At 62.2% G+C, this 16,918-nt stretch carries 12 protein-coding genes and 1 pseudogene; 8 read left to right on the top strand and 5 right to left on the bottom strand.

All coding sequences use genetic code 11. The features are described from left to right. Entirely contained in the window at positions 1–2,013 is a 2,013-nt protein-coding gene (locus tag JM946_RS09675) for an NACHT domain-containing protein (RefSeq protein ID WP_203167087.1), read from the top strand. On the opposite strand, the gene JM946_RS09670 is transcribed toward JM946_RS09675, so the two are convergent. After that, positions 1,994–2,329 carry a hypothetical protein gene (locus tag JM946_RS09670; protein ID WP_203167086.1) on the bottom strand — a complete coding sequence of 112 codons (336 nt, stop codon included), beginning with the start codon at positions 2,327–2,329 and terminating at the stop codon, positions 1,994–1,996. The two genes, JM946_RS09675 and JM946_RS09670, sit on opposite strands and share 20 nt — an antisense overlap. 207 nt (positions 2,330–2,536) lie before the next feature. On the opposite strand from JM946_RS09670, the gene JM946_RS09665 reads away from it, so the two are divergent. Both JM946_RS09665 and JM946_RS09660 read left to right on the top strand, forming a co-directional pair. Beyond that, positions 2,537–5,167: a glycosyl hydrolase 115 family protein gene (locus JM946_RS09665; protein WP_407700511.1), complete on the top strand. Its 2,631-nt coding sequence runs from the start codon at positions 2,537–2,539 to the stop codon at positions 5,165–5,167. Positions 5,168–5,521: 354 nt separating this feature from the next. Continuing rightward, on the top strand, positions 5,522–6,430 hold the full coding sequence (locus tag JM946_RS09660; protein ID WP_203167084.1) for a ribokinase: 909 nt from the start codon (positions 5,522–5,524) through the stop codon (positions 6,428–6,430). A gap of 92 nt (positions 6,431–6,522) precedes the next feature. Here the strand turns inward: JM946_RS09660 and JM946_RS09655 are convergent, their stop codons facing one another. Further along, a complete protein-coding gene (locus JM946_RS09655; protein ID WP_203167083.1) occupies positions 6,523–7,485 on the bottom strand; it encodes a LacI family DNA-binding transcriptional regulator in 963 nt (320 codons plus the stop codon). Between the two features lie 284 nt (positions 7,486–7,769). Here JM946_RS09655 and JM946_RS09650 point away from each other — a divergent pair, with 284 nt between their 5' ends. Genes JM946_RS09650 through JM946_RS09635 form a run of 4 tightly spaced genes read left to right on the top strand, consistent with a single transcriptional unit; the run spans position 7,770 to position 11,822 of the window. Next, positions 7,770–9,035 carry a NupC/NupG family nucleoside CNT transporter gene (locus tag JM946_RS09650; RefSeq protein WP_203167082.1) on the top strand — a complete coding sequence of 422 codons (1,266 nt, stop codon included), beginning with the start codon at positions 7,770–7,772 and terminating at the stop codon, positions 9,033–9,035. Positions 9,036–9,053: 18 nt separating this feature from the next. Continuing rightward, entirely contained in the window at positions 9,054–9,707 is a 654-nt protein-coding gene (trpF, locus tag JM946_RS31225; RefSeq protein ID WP_203167081.1) for a phosphoribosylanthranilate isomerase, read from the top strand. Next, complete coding sequence (locus JM946_RS09640; RefSeq protein ID WP_203167080.1) at positions 9,700–10,722, top strand: nucleoside hydrolase; 1,023 nt, start codon at positions 9,700–9,702, stop codon at positions 10,720–10,722. Before trpF ends, JM946_RS09640 begins: the two co-directional genes overlap by 8 nt. 8 nt (positions 10,723–10,730) lie before the next feature. Further along, entirely contained in the window at positions 10,731–11,822 is a 1,092-nt protein-coding gene (locus JM946_RS09635; RefSeq protein WP_203167079.1) for an esterase-like activity of phytase family protein, read from the top strand. Between the two features lie 42 nt (positions 11,823–11,864). Here the strand turns inward: JM946_RS09635 and JM946_RS09630 are convergent, their stop codons facing one another. After that, positions 11,865–14,225 (bottom strand): TonB-dependent receptor, encoded by a 2,361-nt coding sequence (locus tag JM946_RS09630; protein WP_203167078.1) that lies wholly within the window; start codon positions 14,223–14,225, stop codon positions 11,865–11,867. Between the two features lie 121 nt (positions 14,226–14,346). Between JM946_RS09630 and JM946_RS09625 the strand changes: the two genes are divergently transcribed. Then, positions 14,347–15,198 carry a carbohydrate kinase family protein gene (locus JM946_RS09625; protein WP_203167077.1) on the top strand — a complete coding sequence of 284 codons (852 nt, stop codon included), beginning with the start codon at positions 14,347–14,349 and terminating at the stop codon, positions 15,196–15,198. Positions 15,199–15,255: 57 nt separating this feature from the next. Here the strand turns inward: JM946_RS09625 and JM946_RS31560 are convergent. Together JM946_RS31560 and JM946_RS09615 are read right to left on the bottom strand one after the other, a co-directional pair. Next, positions 15,256–15,494 (bottom strand): annotated as a pseudogene (locus JM946_RS31560) (adenosine deaminase); the annotation flags it as partial. Positions 15,495–15,936: 442 nt separating this feature from the next. After that, the gene (locus tag JM946_RS09615) at positions 15,937–16,683 is read right to left on the bottom strand and encodes a hypothetical protein (RefSeq protein WP_203167076.1); all 747 of its coding nucleotides are present in this window, start codon (positions 16,681–16,683) and stop codon (positions 15,937–15,939) included. Positions 16,684–16,918 lie beyond the last annotated feature (235 nt).

Here is a 16,918-nt window from a genome sequence, read left to right as displayed (position 1 = left end):
ATGACCACTCGAGCGACCCTCAGGACCATCGTTCCCATTAGTCCCTTCGCGGCCGCGTTGCGAGGTCTGTTGGATCGTACCGGACTGTTCACGCGCGCCGAATGGGCGCGAGTGCTCGGCATCTCTACGGCCGCCCTGTCGCAATGGGTGAACGACAGGACCTTGCCGCGCGCCGAACTGTTACGACAGATCGTCGACATCGTACGAAATGCCGACGGCGTGCCGCCTGAGCCGCTGGCGGACTTCGAAGAACTATCGCAACAACCCGCCGACCATGTCTCGCCGTTGGGACAGCGGATGCTGCCCAATGTTTCAGCGTATCTCCGCGGAGGACGCTTGAGCCAACTCGGCAGCGAGCTGCGCAAGCTCACGCCTTCGGAGCAGCGGTCATTTCTCGAGGATGGTAGTTGGCCGGCCACAGCTACCATCACGGTGGCAAACACCGCGCCGACAGCTCCCGACGTGCAACGTCGTCAGGAAGGGATGGACATTGCACTCCTTCCGCCGGTGGAGCGAGACACTGCACATGACGGTCGTCGCGAACGCTTGAGTTGGGACACTGTACTGGGTGCGCCCCGCGTGGTGATTCAAGGCGGCCCCGGCGCCGGCAAGACGTTGGTGATGCGCACGCTTGCGAAAGTGCTGCAGGAAAGCGAAGGATCCACGGTCAAGATGGTCAACGCGGCCGACTTGTGGGGAGAGACGAGCACCTCGAGCGTTGCGGAAGCATGCGAGTCCGGGCCGCTCTGTCTCCTTCTAGATGGCCTGGATGAGGTGGGTTTCGAATATCGCCACGTTGCCACTCGTGAGATCGCGGAAGCCGCGCAGCGCTTCGAGGGGGTGCGGATGATCATTGCAACCCGCCCTATTCCAGAGTTACCGGAGCTGCAAGGCTTCGAATGGATGTCGCTTGCGCCGTTGACGGACTTGCAGATGGTGCTGTGGATCGAGCACATGTTTCATTCGGCGAACCGCTTCCGCGCCATGGAGGAGTTGGAGCTTTTCCTATGTCAGCTCGCGGAGCGCGAGAGCCTGCGCGACAACGCGAAGAGCCCATTGTTTCTAAGCATCGCGACCAAGCTTTTCGAAACCAATGCCGTGACTCCGTTCTCCGAGACGGAAATTCTGGGTGAGTACCTGCGCGTCCTGCTCGGCGGCTGGGGGCGCGAGAAGAAGGTGGTACGCGCACGCAAGCCCTGGGCGTTGCCGCACAAGCTGCTCGCCGATCTGGCCACCCTCTGCTTCCATCTGTTGGCGGAGGAACGAACCGAGTTCAACACCGCCGACGCCAGTCGCTGGCTCAAATGCGAGGCCGGTGACGACGGCATGATGCAACTGTTGCCTCTGCTTTCTATCAAGAGCGGTGTCTTTAGAGACATCGGGGAAGGCAGATGGCGTGTGATGCGCCAGTACTTCGTGAGCTATCTTGCCGCCGTCCACGCGGTCGGCAGATCCGCCGATGTCATTCGTCGGCTGCGCAGATTGGAACAACACGACGCGGTGCCGGATGTATTCAGATTGGCTTGTGGCATCAGCGACGATGCAACTTCACTTCTGCGCTACATGATCCATGATTACAGAGAATCTGAAGCCGAACGCAGCATGCTGCTATTCGAAGCGCTGGCCCAGCCCATCGTTGCCAAGCAAACAGTATTCGAAGCGGCGTATGCATTCGCATTGCGGTGGCTGGACAACACCTGCGCGCGGCTGCGCGTCGTCGGTACCGATGAGGGCGATACCGTCGATCGTCGAGCGCTATGGAAGCTTCGCGCGAGCGGCCGACTCGGAGGCGAGGACGTGCGAGAGTACCTCTTGCGAGCTTTGCGGGCGATCTATCGCGCCAGGTCGGGCCCGGCGCGCGACTTCCTCGCGGAACAACTGAAGAGTCGTTGTCGGCTGCTCGCGGAGTTTTCTGGCTCGATGGTGGTGGAAGGCCGACTGCATATCGAGCTGCATCCCGGACCGCGGTCGGATGCGCTCAGTGTTTCTGTCGTCACTCCGCAACTGGACTGAACCTTATCGCGAGATTCATTTCAGCCCGGTGCATCCGACCAGCAACCACCAACCTGCCACAGCTGGCAACGGCACCCACCTCGGCTTTCAAGCGCGCAGTCGCGAGGCGGTCGATGACGTCCACGGTGGCACTCAGGAACGGCGGCCGCAGCGACGGCGCCTCTGGCATTCGCAGCGAATCGTCATTGCCAACCACGACTGCCGACCGCCCCGCGACGCTGACGTAGCGCTGCTCCCAAGCCAATGTTCCATCGGCTTGCAATGCGTAGGTGTAGCCCAGGGAGTCCGAGACGTACAGAACACCACTGCGACCCAACGACCGCTGACGGCTGCAGAGGGCTCTAGAGCGCTACCACTCGGCGGGTGCTGGCGGCCCAGAGCAGACTGGCAGCTGACTGAGAGCGCAACAATGGCCCATGAAAGGTGCTGAGCTTTGCGATTCTGTGGCGCAACGGCTAAAGTGGTAGCGGTAACAGACGAAGGCGGTCGACTTGGGCGGTGCCTTCCGAAGCAGGGGCAGACGATGCGGTTGTACGTTGGAATGTGGATGCTGTTGGCGGCCCTGGCAACCGTGCCGGCGGCCTACTCATGTGACTCGCCGGCATCGGTCTGTCCCACCGGAAACGCGCGCAGTTTCGCTTTAATCAAAGCCGGGCAGCCGGCATCCATCCTCGTTGACTCGCTCGCGGATCCCGCCGTGCAACATGTCGCGGAAAACTTCGCCGCCGATCTGGAGCGTGTTGGCGGCAAGGCTGCGCGCCGCATAACGAGCGCTGGCGAGGCGAGCGGAAATGTCGTCGTCATCGGTGTGCTCGGTCAAAGCGCAGTCATCGAGGAGTTGGTACGGGCCGGCAAGCTCGACGCGCACGACATCGCCGGAGAATGGGAGGCATTTCGGCAGATCGTGGTCGAGCATCCTTTACCAAACGTTGCGCGAGCATTGGTCATCGTGGGCTCGGATCGCCGGGGCGCGGTCTACGGAACCTACGATATCTCCGAGAAAATCGGCGTCTCGCCCTGGTACTGGTTCGCCGACGTTCCGGTGCGACGGCAAGCGAACGTTTACATCACGGCCGGATCGCATCGTGACGCGCCGAAAGTGAAATACCGCGGCTTCTTCATCAACGATGAGGATCCGGCGTTCAGCAGCTGGGCGAACAAGCGGTTCGGCGGCATCAACGCCAGGATGTACGAGCACGTATTCGAACTGTTGCTTCGTCTCAAGGGCAATTATCTCTGGCCGGCAATGTGGCCGCCGAAAGCGTTCAACGATGACGATCCGCAGAACAAGATCGTCGCGGACGCGATGGGAGTCGTGATGGGCACGTCGCACCACGAGCCCATGACACGCGCGCATGATGAGTGGCATCGAAACAAGGAGCAAGGCGTCACGGGCGGCAAGTGGGACTATGGAACGAACGCCGCCAATCTGCGCGCTTTCTGGCGTGGCGGCATCGAGCGGATGATGTCGAAGGGTAATGGCGAGCGCTACGAGAGCCTCGTCACGATCGGCATGCGGGGCGATGGCGACGAAGCCATGGCAGAAAGCACGGCCACTCGGTTGCTGGAAACCATCGTCGCCGATCAGCGTCGCATCATCGAAGAAGTGACCGGCCGACCTGCGGATCACACCCCGCAGGTCTGGGCGCTCTACAAAGAAGTGCAGGACTACTACGACCACGGCATGAACGTTCCGGACGACGTCACGCTGCTGTTCGCGGACGACAACTGGGGGCAGATCCGCCGCCTGCCGACCTCCAACCTCGATCGCAAGGGCGGCTATGGCGTTTATTATCACTTCGACTACGTAGGTGCGCCTCGCAACTACAAGTGGCTCAACACGGTCCAGATCGAAAAGACCTGGCAGCAGATGGATCTTGCGTACGCACGTGGCGCCAGAACGCTGTGGATCGTCAACGTGGGCGATATCAAGCCCATGGAATTCCCGCTCAGTTTCTTCATGGACCACGCGTGGAACCCTGAAGCGATGACGCTGGACGCACTGGAGCGCTATCCCAGGGATTGGGCCCGCGCAACGTTCGGCGCGTCACAAGCAGATGCGATCGCGGATCTGATCACACGTTACAGTAAATACGCTGCGCGCCGAAAACCCGAGTTCATCGACGCCAGTAGTTTCCGGCTCGGAGAAGGCGTTGGCGACACGCTGAACGGCGGCGAGTTTGGCGCACTGGTCGCCGAATTGCACGACCTCGAACTGGACATGATGAAAGTGAAGGCGGCGCTGCCAAAGGATCAACGAGCCGCGTATCTACAGCTGGTAGAGCACCCGATCGCGGCGCTGTCGAACCTGTATCAGCTCTATTACGCGGTTGCTTGGAACCGACGGCTGGCGGCGGCCGGAGACGCACGAGCCAACGCCTTCGCCGATCAAGCGCTCGAGAAATTTCATCGCGACCAAGCGCTGACGGATAACTATCATCGCGTCAACGGCGGCAAGTGGGACGGCATGATGTCGCAGACTCACATCGGCTACACCAACTGGCAGTCACCACCGACGCAAGTGATGCCCGAGGTGACGCGCATTCCGGCGCAGTCAGTGGCGAAGCCGATCGTTTTTGCATCCGGGCCTGTTCACGACGAAGCGAGCGACGTCATCGCTATCGAAGCGCCTCATTACACCAGGGCCGTCAACGGCAGCGGCCTTGAGTGGCGGACCATTCCGAATCTCGGTCGCACGCTTGGCGGTATCACGGCTTTTCCGCAAGGTCGCGGTCCGACGACGCAGCAGGATGCGGTTCGAGTCGAATTCGACATAGAGGTTCGTCGTGCGGGCGACCTGACGGTGCAGCTCTACTTGTCACCAACGCTGGACACGACCGACAGAGGCAGCCTTCGAATCGGCGTCTCGATCGATGATCGCCCCATGCAGACATTGATCGACAAGTTGCTTCCGTCTCCGACTGCAACCACGCTGCAAGAGCAGCGCGATTGGAACCGGGCGGTCGAAGACAACGCCCGGATCCTGCAGGCCGCATTTCCTGACATCGGTGCGGGAAAGCACACTTTGAAGATCTGGCGTCTGGATGACAATGTCGTGATCGAGAAAGTCGTCGCAAGCACCGGGCCGATTCCGTTGACCTACCTCGGTCCCTCACCCCGTGAACCGAGGCCTAGCGCGGCCCTTCGTCCTTAGTGGACGAAGACAGGCGCAGCAATCCTGCGGCGGCTTCGCTGCTGAGGCAGCACCTGCGTTGGCGTGAATGCGGCGCCGATCTTCGCGTCGCTCCTGGCCCGCCTCCTCACCAGTTGCGTGCGCCGTTGCTGCCGCTTCCCGCGAAGATGCACGGCGTTGGGCACGAAGCAGTGCCGAGAGGTTCTCCGTGGGAGTCCAGAGCAACTGACCGCGCCACGCGGGTTCGTGTGGCTGGTGTGGATCACAGCGATATGAAACAATCGTTGAAACGTTTCAATATCACACATCACGGCGCGATACTTCGCAAGTTGTAAGGGGAATGGAACTGTTGCATATAGTACGCCACGGTGAGCCATGATCCTGGTCGCAGGTTCCGCCAATCTGGACTTCGTGGTACGCGCGTCGCACATCCCAGCGGCGGGCGAAACCGTGCTTGGCTATGACTTCCAGACGTATTCAGGCGGCAAAGGCGCCAACCAGGCGGTCGCCTGCGCCCGTGCCGGCAACGCAGCCACATCCATGCTGCTCGCTCTCGGCGAAGATGCGTTTGCGGCGCCGATCGAAGCGTCGCTCAGCAATGCCGGCGTTCGCACGTACATTGTCCGTACTCGCGATCGCTCGACGGGTACGGCATTCATCTGTGTGTCAGCGGTCGCGGAGAACGCCATCACGGTGGCTCCTGGCGCGAACGAAATATTGGATGCGTCCCACCTTCCGCCATTGCATGGCTACACTCACCTGCTACTGCAGCTCGAGATTCCCCTGCAAACCGTCATTGCCTACGCCCGCGCCGCGAAGATGCAGGGACTCACAGTGGTGCTCAATGCCGCGCCCGCCCAGTCGTTGCCCCTCGATCTGCTCGCGGCAGTCGATGTTCTGATCGTCAATGAAGTGGAGCTCACGGCAATCTCCGGGCGCGATGGCGATATTGCGCACCGTCTCGAACGTATTGATGTGCCTTGCGTGATCGTCACGCTCGGTGCGCGAGGCTGCTGGGCCCGCCTGGCGGGCGAACTGATGATGCAGCAAGGCTTTCCGGTGACACCCGTCGACACGACGGGCGCGGGTGATACGTTTTGCGGCGTACTCACCGCAGCGCTCAGCAAAGGACTGCCCATGGCGGAAGCCTTGCGCATGGCGAATGCAGCGGGCGCCCTCGCCTGCACGCGACCTGGGGCGCAATCGAGCATTCCCACTCATGCGGAGCTGCAGGAGTTTATGCTCGCTCAGCGCGCGCATTCGGACAGTCCTCTCGGTCAATGACTGTGCTTCACGAGCGTGGCAGCGGTTGGCAATCCAGGCGCCAAAGGCTGGAAACGCGATTGGATCGAGGCGATTGCGCGCACTGATGTCTGCTAACGCTTTGCGGGCCGCTGTACCGAGCCACGCTGCACCAGAGCGGTATCGAACACGATCTTCCGGCGCAAGTCGGCTTGTTCATCGGTTCTGCGCAGCAGGGCGGCGACCGCCTCTGCCGCCATCTCCCCCAAGGGCATGTCGATCGTGGTCAGCGCGGGAGAGGTCATCTGCGCCCACGGCACATCGTCAAATCCGATGACCGACAGCTGGGCAGGCACTTTGAGCTTGATGGATTGCGCGTACTGCATGACGCCGAGCGCGATAAGGTCGGCGCCGACGAACACCGCCGTCGCCGCGCGAGAACGAATGGCCTCTTTGACCTTAGGTTCCAGATCCGTCGAAAACGCGTTCACGACCCGATACGCAAGTTTGCCATGCTGCTGGATGTAACTGGCGGCGGCATCGCACCGCTGACGCATGCTCAAGACGTCGGTCGGACCGGAGATGATGCCGATCGAGGTGTGGCCGGCCTGCACCAGATGCTCCGCCGCCAGCCGCCCGCCGCCCGCGTAATCGGCCTGTATCGACTCGAAACCGGGGATGGTGCGGTCGATCACCACCGTGGGGACGCCGCTCAGCAGGGTTCCTGCGGTATTTCTGTCACCCACGGGAAACCAGACGATGCCGTCGACGCCGTGCTCGACCAGCAGCCGGATCGAAGCGATCTCCAGTTCCTCCGAACCTTCGGTATCCGTGACGAAGACGCTGTAGGAGCGTTGCCGCGCGGTCTGAATGACTGATTGCGCAAGCGTGGGAAAGAACGGATTGGTAAGATCGGGCAGCACCAGGCCGAGAGCTCCGGTCTTACCGGTACGCATCGCGCGCGCGCTGAGATTCTGGCGGTAGCCGAGCTTGTCGGCCACCTGCAGGATGTGATCCCGCGTCGCCTCGCCCAGCGAGCCGGTGCCATTGAGCGCATAGGACGCGCTTGCCAGCGACACCCCGGCGGTCTTCGCCACTTCTTTGAGCGTCGCCCGCTTCTGAGCCGGCTTCTGCGGGGGGCCGAGTGAAGTTTTTTTCGAGCTACGCTGCATGGATTGGACTTCTTCCCTTGAAGGCACGCATGGTGCGGGGAGCGGCCGAGCCAATCAAGCCCGCGCGGCGCCATGAAGAGAGTGAAACGTTTAAGTTCGTCTGGTAGGATCATGGCACACACGGCGCCACTACACCACGGCGATTAATAGGAGACAGCAGCGCATGTTCCGCGTCGATCTGCATACGTCGCCGGGGCCTAGGGGGCGCCTTGGCTGGTACTGAAATCGCACGCGCGGCGCTTGGTATCGGCATATTCGTGGCAGTCGCCTGGCTGGCCTCCGAGCAACGGCGGCGCTTCCCGCTCAAACCGATCGTCATCGGCCTGGCGAGTCAATTCGTGCTGGCCCTGTTTCTGACACGGGTGCCGGCAGTCACGACCTTCTTCGGGTTCATCGCCAGAGCCGTGGATCGCATCCAGGCATCCTCGGTCGCCGGCGCCAAGTTCGTGTTCGGCTATCTGAGCGGCGGCCCACAGCCATTCGTGCTGGCCGAGCCGGCGGTCTCCAGCGCCGTGTTCGCGTTCCAGTCGCTGCCAGCGATCATATTCGTCAGCGCCTTGTCGGCGCTGCTGTGGCACTGGAAGGTGCTGCGCTGGTTCGTACGTGGCGCCGCCTGGCTGTTCGGCCGACTGTTCGGCGTGAGCGGTCCGGTGGGTGTTTCCACGTCGGCCTGCATCTTCGTAGGCATGATCGAGGCGCCGCTGCTGATCCGGCCGCTGCTGCCTCGGCTCAGTCGTGGCGAGATTTTCATCATCATGGTGGATGGCATGTCGGTGCTGGCCGGGTCCATGATGATCATGCTGGGCGCCATGCTGGCGCAGCGCGTTCCGGACGCGTTCAGTCACTTGCTGATCGCCTCCTTCATCAGCACTCCCATGGCGATCGGACTGGCGCGCGCAATCATTCCAACCGAGGCGCCCGCGGCCGATGAGCGGCTGACGCTCGAGAATCACTACCGCAGTAGTTTGGATGCACTCGCGCACGGCGCGCTCGTGGCCGTCAAGATGGCTGCAAGCATCGCGGCGCTGCTCATTGTATTCATCGGCCTGATCGCGCTGTTGGATCAGATTCTCGCGTTGTTCCCGCACGAGGGCGCACCCCTCACCCTGGCAGGGATTCTCGGCGAGTTGCTCGCCCCTGTCGCCTGGCTGATGGGCGTGCCGACCTCGGATCTGAATACCGTCGGAGCGTTGCTCGGAACCAAGGTCGCACTCAACGAAGTCGTCGCCTACGGGCAGTTGCTGGCGCTCGAGCCGGGCGCGTTGAGCGCCAAGGGTGAGCTGATCGCCACCTACGCACTTTCCAGCTTCGGCAACATCGGCAGCGTGGCGATCCTGATCGGCACGCTGAGCGCCATGGCGCCGGAAAAAAGCGGCGAGATCGTGCAACTGGGTTTCAAGGCCTTATTGGCCGCCACTCTGACCACCTGCCTCACGGGTACCACCGTGGGGATGCTCAGTTCCATATTTATCTAAGTGACCTCCGGAGCATTCGTGCCTTTAGAGTTGCCCGCCTTCATTGCATTCACCGGCGTCGATCGGCTCGACGTTCGCGACGCGCTCGGCGCCTTGTCGGCACGCTACCCGATCGAATGGGGCATCCTGGTCGATGACGAGCGCCAGGGGGATGCACTATTTCCCGATGCGAGGACACGCGCGTCGCTGCTCGCAGGATCTCCACTACGCTGGGCGGCACATGTCTGCGGAACACAAGCGCAACGGATCGCGAACACACCCGAACAAGCTCAGGTGGATCTGGCGGGGTTTCAGCGTGTACAGGTCAACCATAGCTTTTCCGGCAGCAGCGAGATCCACGTAGCAAGCAGTTGCAGCTTCGCACGTCGCCGAGGTCTCCGGCCCGTTTTGCAATGCTCGGGAACGTTTCCGATGGACTGTCGCGTCGACTGGTTGTTCGATACCTCTTTCGGCAAGGGTTCCCGTCCGAGCGCCTGGCCGATGCTGCCGATCGCGGGGCCGTTCTGCGGATTCTCCGGCGGCCTCAATCCGGACAACGTGCGCGATACCATCGAGAGGATCGCGGCGCCACCCGGAGCGCTCTATTGGATAGACATGGAGTCCGGTGTGCGCACCGACGGATGGCTGGATGTGAGCAAGTGCGAGGCCGTGTGCCGAGCGGTTTATGGATAAGCACCAGATCCTGATCGATACGGATCCGGGCGTCGACGACGCCATGGCGCTGCTCTTCCTGCGCGCGCTGCCGACGGTCCGGATTGCGGCGATCACCACGGTCTTCGGCAACGCTGACATCGGCACGACGACGCACAACGCTTGTTATCTGGCCGAACGATTCGCCATCGAGGCGCCGGTCATCGCGGGCGCCGCCCAACCTTTGTATGTGGATCGGAGCGCCGCTCCAGTGCACGTCCACGGGCGTAATGGACTGGGCGATGCCGATCTGCGCCTCGAAGGCCGACGCGCAATCGATCCGGGCCCTGCCCACGAACGGATTGTGGAGTTGATTCGCGCTCGTCCGCATGAGCTCACGATCCTGGCCATCGGCCCGCTTACCAACCTCGCGCTTGCGCTGCGCCTCGATCCGGGCATCGCCTCGCTCGTGTCACAGGTCGTGGTCATGGGCGGCGCGTTCGGTTGGAATGGCCGTCGCGGCAACGTCTCACCGGTTGCGGAAGCCAACATGCGTCATGATCCGCACGCGGCGGACGAAGTCCTGGCAGCATCGTGGCCGGTGACCATGGTCGGCCTCGATGTGACTTCACGCTGCGTTTTCACCACCGAGGAAGCGTGCCGGCTGGCGGCGCAAGGCGGTGAGGCCGGACAATTCCTATGGGACATTTCGCGAGGCTACGAAGCGATGTATCGCACCCATGATGGAGTCGAAGGTTTTTGTCTTCACGATGTGGCCGCCGCCGCCTACGTGATCGCTCCTGAGATCTTCGCAACAAGCCGCGGTCCCATCCGGGTCGTAACCGAAGGGATCGCGATCGGCCAGACCATTCAGCCCGCTCCGGGCCATTCGTTTCCGGCCGGCGCGTGGGATCACGTGCCCGCGCAACGAGCCTGCAAAGATGTGGACGCGCCCCGGCTGCTGGGACTCTATGCGGACACGCTGATTTCTCATGCGCACTCCGCCTCGCTCGATCGTCGTCCCAGCCCGGCAAGTCAAAGCGGCGCCTTGCCCTGAGGCGGCGCGTGCGCATCTTTCCCGGACTCATTGCCTGCTGCGCTCTCAGCGCCACCTTCGCAGCAGCCGGCGCCGAACAGTGTGCAGCGACTTTACGCTTGATCGACGTGTACTCCATCCCCGCCGGGACTCGGGTGAATGGCGATCTTCTCGGCGGCATCTCGGGCATCGACTACGACGCTCGTACACGCGAGTGGCTGCTGCTGAGCGACGATCGTTCCGAACACGGGCCGCCGCGGTTCTTCCGGGCGCAGCTGCAGTTCGATTCGCACCAACTCACGAACGTCGCCCTGCTGGGCGCGCAGCATTTGAAGCATGCCACGGCCTCCAACGAGGACTGGATCGATCCGGAGAGCATCCGCCTCGACCCGCGTCGTAACGAATTGCTCATCGCCTCCGAAGGCGACGCGCAGCGACGCACTGGACCGTGGGTACGTCGCGCCGATAGAACGGGCCGTTGGCTTGGAGAAATTCCGTTGCCGCCAACGCTCGATGCGCTGACAGCTTTCGGTGAACGCGGTCCGCGACCGAATCGCGCAATCGAAGGGCTCGCCTTCGCTCCGAACTATCGAACGCTTTGGATCGGGCTCGAAGCACCGCTCCTGCAGGATGGCGAGCCCCCCAATATGCATCATGGCGCCGATATTCGCTTTACCCGCATGGCATGGCCGAGGGGCGCAATCAAACAGTATGTGTACGCGGCGGAGCCAGCACGTCGTCATCAGCCAGACGAGTCGGCGGACAATGGCATCAGCGAGATCCTCGCATTGGAGCAAAACGAGTTGCTCGTGCTGGAGCGCTCAGGGATCAAACTCGCTGCCGGTGGATTCCGTTTTCACACTCGTCTGTACTGCGCCAGCGTGGCGGATGCGACCGACGTAGCCTCGTTCGATTCCCTCGCCGGCGGCACGTACACCAGGATGAACAAACGTCTGCTGCTCGATTTCGACGACCTGCCGGACGTGACCGCAGACAATCTGGAAGCGATGGGCTGGGGGCCGAAGCTTGCGAACGGCAGTCGCTCGCTGGTTCTCGCCAGCGACAACAACTTCTTCGCGAACGTTGCTACACAACTGTGGATCTTCGAGGTTCGTCCCTGAACACGCATGGCGCGGCCCGGGCGTTCCCGGGCCGCGACACGCTCAGAATCTCGCGCGCACCGAGAAGGTGACGGTCCGCGGCGCCCCGATGAAATAGCGATCGAGCGTGCGCACCGTCGGCCCGGTGAGCAATCCGAATTCCGGTTGGGTGGCCGTCGCGCTCGACACGGCGCCGAGGTATTCCTCGTCCAGTAGATTGTCGACGTTCAATTGCAGCCGCAACTCTGAGAGCCAGCCGACCGGAAGGTCGTAGCTCACATTGGCGCCGAGCAAGGTGTAGCTGGGCAGCTGTTCGACCCCGGCCGGTATGAAGGTGGTGGGCGCAATGATGTGACCGCCGACACGCTCGCCGACGTAGCGGCCGTTCAGCTGGAAGCTCACGCCCTTGAACGGTCCGATTCCAATCTGGCCGTAGAAGCTGTGCGTTGGAATGTCACGTACGCGCTCGCCGCCGATGACGCCAACGGCAGCAAGATTAGCGCGCGCCTGCGAGCCCGCCGGCGGATCGTCGTGCTTGGCATCCTGGTACGAGTAGGCGCCATAAACATCGAACCAGTCGAAATCGGCGATCGCCGTGAGCTCGAGGCCGAGCGTCTCCAGCCCATCGATGTTTGCTGCCCGAGTCGCGACGTTACCACGCACGATTTCGTCCGGATCGACCACTGTCGGGTCGCGCGGCACGATGCCGATGTTGTTCTTCAGCTCGACCGAGTAGCCCTGTAAAGACAAGACGTAGTTGCCGCCGGTGTAACGCACGCCCAGATCGAAGTTCTCGGTTTCGATCGGATCCAGGTCGCCAGGATTGATGACCGCGGTCGAGCCGAGGAAAGCATCTTCCGGAATGCCGGCAAAGTTCTGCGCATAGCCGCCAAAGATCTCCAGCCCCACCACGGGCTGCCAGCTCAACGCAACTTTGGGATTGAGGTTCGATTCCTGCGAGAAGCTCACCGCCGCCGCGTATTCCAGCGGCGACTTGGCACGATACTTCACATCGAACCAGGTCACCCCAAGGTCCGCGCGCAGCGTGTCGGGCAGCAACTCGATCGAGTCCTGAGCGTAGAACATCGTGGTCTCGAGCGTGGTCGAGCGCTGATACTCGACATAGTTCAGGCGGCCACGATCGAAATCGATGCTTCGTGCGGAATCGATCAGCGGATAGAAGTTGCGATCTTCAGTCGAGTCGCCGCCTTCCCACCAGAATCCCAGCCGCACGGTATGGCGTGAAGCGATCTCGCTGAAACGGGCCTCGCCGGTCACGCCGTAGCGCTCGCGGTCACGCGGCGTGACACGCATGTCCGCCGGCCCACCCAAGGCGTTGCTGTTGCGATTGACAATGACCGCTGGGCGAATCGCACCGCCGGTCGGAGTGTAGCCCGTCACCGCCCGAGGATCGCCACCGGCCAGTTGCCGAGATCGATCCTGATAGCGGAAGGATTCGCCGTCCAATGTTTGATAGTAAGGATTGAGGGTCAGCTGCGTGTTGTCGCCGACCTGCCAGAGCCCGTTGACGTACGCGAGAAAGTCCTCGCGCGTACCACCAAGGGCGCCGCCGAAATCGACATCTCGTGCCGGGATGCCGGCCAGCGTGTCGCTCGCTCGATCGTTGTCCGGATCGGCGCGAAACTCATCGAGCGTGATGATGTTGAAGTCATTGTCGCTCTGATCGTTGTAGCTGGCGCGTGCTTTCAGGAACGAGCCGTCCTGCCATCGCTTCACGACCTTGAGCTCGCCGTGATCGCGCTCCGAGGAACGATTTTTCGGACCCGCCCAGATGTCGTTCTCCTGATAGGAGTAGGAAGCCATGGCCGACCAGCCGTTGCTCGACTCGCCGGTATCGGCCCGCAAGTAGCCGCGGTAGAAATCATCCGAGCCCGTGCCGAGCTCCGTAGTAAGGCCTGCATCCCTCGCGGGATCGTCGGTCTTGAAGTCGACGAATCCGCCGAGCGCGAAACGTGACGGCGCGCCGATGTCGCCGGCGCTCTGCGAAACCTCGATCGAGGCGATATTGCTCGAGTCCATGAACCGCTGCGGCGGTGAGCCGCCGTTGAAACGCGCATCGCCGGTCGGAATGCCGTCGATGGTCAAGCCGATCTGTTCCTTGTTCAGTCCGCGCAGGTACAGCTCGAATGAAAAGCTGCCGCCACGCGCATCGCCCGTCGAAACCTGCACGCCCGGAACCTTCGCCAGGCTTTGCGTGACATCCGCACCGAGCGGACGCTCGGCGATGTCCTGCCCGGCGAGCACGAACGTGGCGCGGGTTTGACCCGAACCGATCTTCGTGGCCAGCACTTCGATGACCTCGATCTGCTGCGGGACCGGACCGGTGTCCGCCGCGTTGCCGACCCCCGCGGCCAGCGTGGCCAATGCCGTCAGGCCGGTTCTTGTTGGATACGCCTTCGTCATGCTCCCCTCACTCTCACTCGATGCCAGAGGACGCCAGTGTGCACCGATCGTGTTACTGAAACGTTTCAGTTATGATTCACGTTATACGGCCACGACTCGGTCGGAATCAAGCGGAGTGCATTTGCGCAAGCTGGCTGTCGTTTCTGGCTACGCCACGGTGGACTACCCGGTCCGGCTGGCTGCGCCACTCTCGGGCGCACAGACGGCCACCGTAGAAGCATTGGGGCGCGATGGCTGGCCACGTCCCGGTGGCGCCGCGTTGTACGCGTCACTCCGCCTTGCAGCTGCAGGGCACCGGGCGAAGGCGTTCGTCGGATTGGGAGATGACGCGAACGGTGCTTTGTATCTGAGTGCTTGCGGGGCGGGGAACGTGGAAGTCGAGGCTTTCGCATGCGATTCGCAGACACACACGCCGTGGTGCATGCTGCTCTATCACGATGATGGCAGCTACACGTGCCTGCTGGATCGAGGCGAGATGGATGGCGGCTCGCTTACACAGGCACAACGGCAAGTGCTGGCGCACACAGACCTTGTCTGCATCGCGGCCGGACCGGCGACGCGCACGGCCGCGCTCCTCGATAACATATCTGCCAGATCCATCGTTGCCTGGATCGCCAAGCGAGACTCCGTCTCCTATCCGCAGTGGCTCAATGAGCGGCTTGCCCAGCGCGCCGACCTGATTTTTTGCAACACCTCCGAGCGAGCCATGGTCGACTCGGCCCGGCTCGGCGATACGCGAGCCGGACAGTGGATCATCGAAACGCGCGGTGCCGATGGAGTGGTGCTAGAAGGAAACAGTAGCAGAATCGAGTTGTCATCCGCTGCGGTCCGCGTCCGAGACGCTACCGGCGCCGGCGATACATTCGCCGGAGAGGTGCTCGCGGCATTGCTGGCGGGGAGCTCGGACATCGAAGCCGCAGCTCGTCGTGGAATCGATGCCGCGCGAGCATTGCTCCTGACTCGCGCTTATTGATGAAGGCCAGTCTGCTCACAGTAGCGCTCGATGTCCTGCAGATGCAGGGCGACACTGGTCCTGCCGCGTTTTGAGCACGGACATGCCCTGGTAATAGATCGACAGGAAATCGTCCAGGCGCTTGAAGCGATACGCCGCTCGCACCTCCTCGACCGACCGAAGCGGCAACGCGACCGGTTGCGCGCCGCCAGCTCGAACAGCATCGCTGGCTCCAGCGAACCTTCCAGATGCAAGTGCAACTCCGCCTTGGGCAGGCCCCGAATCCAGGCGTGCCGCTCGCCGTGGCTGCTGGGCATGGCTAGTCCTCGCTGCAGATCCGTTTAACTCAGTGAAACGTTTAACGCACTGCGCTATATCGCGTCAACCTCCGCAACAGCCATGACTGTGGACAGCACGCAGGACGTGGACTATTTCAGTTATACCGCGCAATTCGGTCAGGACGTATTCGTGCGCATGGCCGATGCGTTCGGCCCCAACGAGTGGACGCTGGAGTAGTTCACAGGCAGTTTCTGGGCGCCGATCGGGGCGAACCCGGACTCCATGATCTCCAATCTGCCGACGCCCGCCACGATTTATCTGCGTGTTTCGCCGACTGCTTCGGCGCCGCTGAACACAGCGCACACATACCGGCTCGTGGTCGGCTTGTTTGTTCGCGCGTCGGACATGGTGAATGTGTCGAGACCGGAGAGTGTCGTGGCCGTGCCGCTCGGCGCCACGCCGCTCGGACTCTGCGCAAGCTTAGAACGGAAACTTTGGCACGGAGAAGCGCGCCGCAGCGTTCGCTTCGATCTGATCCATCATGGCCCATCCTCCCATGCCATAGAGTTTTCGGAGGTTCGAAGGGTCTTTAGCGTTGTTGTATTTTCCGCTGGGGCCGTGGTCGAGCAGATATTTGCGCAGGTCCACCACTTCGGCGAAATTCTTCGTGGGAACGTCGAAGCGGCCAATGCCGTTGCTGAAGCCATTGGTGCCGCGGTCCAGCGCGATCATGCGGCTGGTGGTCTCTGCCACGGCATTCGCGGCCGACGTGAGCTCGGCAAGCGCGAGTTGCAACGTGGCCCGTTCCTCATCGGAAAGCGCGTCGCTCCCCTCCAGAACAACGAGCTCACCGTTGGATACAGAAAATCCCCAGTCCTTCTGCAAAAGTTCGGGTGACAAGCCGGCAGTCGCAGTGTCGTACGCGCTGCGCAGCCCGGCGGACACCGCGGGCAGTTCCTTGAGCCGCAGTTGCAGCGATGCGATGAGCATCCGCTGGTCTTCATCCGGCTTCGAGTCCCAGCTGTAGGCCTTGATGTCTCCCCGCCCGGCGAGATCCGAGGTGCTACCCGGCTGCGAAGGATGGTAGATCGCGGCGGGACGGGGAGCGCTGGTGGCGGCTGTGGACTGTGCGACCTTTGTCTCCCGACTCAACCGGGAGCCCGCGGACTCGGCGGCGCCGAAATGAATAGTCGAGTTCGCCATACTGTTCAATCCGTGAATCGTCATCTCGGCCCGTCCTGAGAAACTGGCTTATTCCTCAGACGGCAGTCCGCACGATTTCTTGAGACCGTGCTCCACAATTCAGGTCAATCACACCATCCGGCGCGATCTGCTCGCTGCCGAATTCGCTCAAGGACTTGGTCACGAGCACACTCACTCGCGCCAGAACCGCTCCGACTTCCAGGATCCAGTGTGCCGGTTGAATCGATGACAGCTCCCACGGGTAGAGATACGGTTCCGC

This window comes from Steroidobacter gossypii (assembly GCF_016801985.1).
Lineage (GTDB): Bacteria > Pseudomonadota > Gammaproteobacteria > Steroidobacterales > Steroidobacteraceae > Steroidobacter > Steroidobacter gossypii.
This window is presented reverse-complemented; position numbering and strand designations above follow the sequence as displayed.

What these genes read in the sequence shown, in the direction of transcription:
- JM946_RS09615 (WP_203167076.1), bottom strand. Translation starts at nt 16,683, where the DNA reads ATGACGATTCACGGATTGAACAGTATGGCGAACTCGACTATTCATTTC.
- JM946_RS09660 (WP_203167084.1), top strand. Translation starts at nt 5,522, where the DNA reads ATGATCCTGGTCGCAGGTTCCGCCAATCTGGACTTCGTGGTACGCGCG.
- JM946_RS09665 (WP_407700511.1), top strand. Translation starts at nt 2,537, where the DNA reads ATGCGGTTGTACGTTGGAATGTGGATGCTGTTGGCGGCCCTGGCAACC.
- JM946_RS09640 (WP_203167080.1), top strand. Translation starts at nt 9,700, where the DNA reads ATGGATAAGCACCAGATCCTGATCGATACGGATCCGGGCGTCGACGAC.
- JM946_RS09675 (WP_203167087.1), top strand. Translation starts at nt 1, where the DNA reads ATGACCACTCGAGCGACCCTCAGGACCATCGTTCCCATTAGTCCCTTC.
- JM946_RS09630 (WP_203167078.1), bottom strand. Translation starts at nt 14,225, where the DNA reads ATGACGAAGGCGTATCCAACAAGAACCGGCCTGACGGCATTGGCCACG.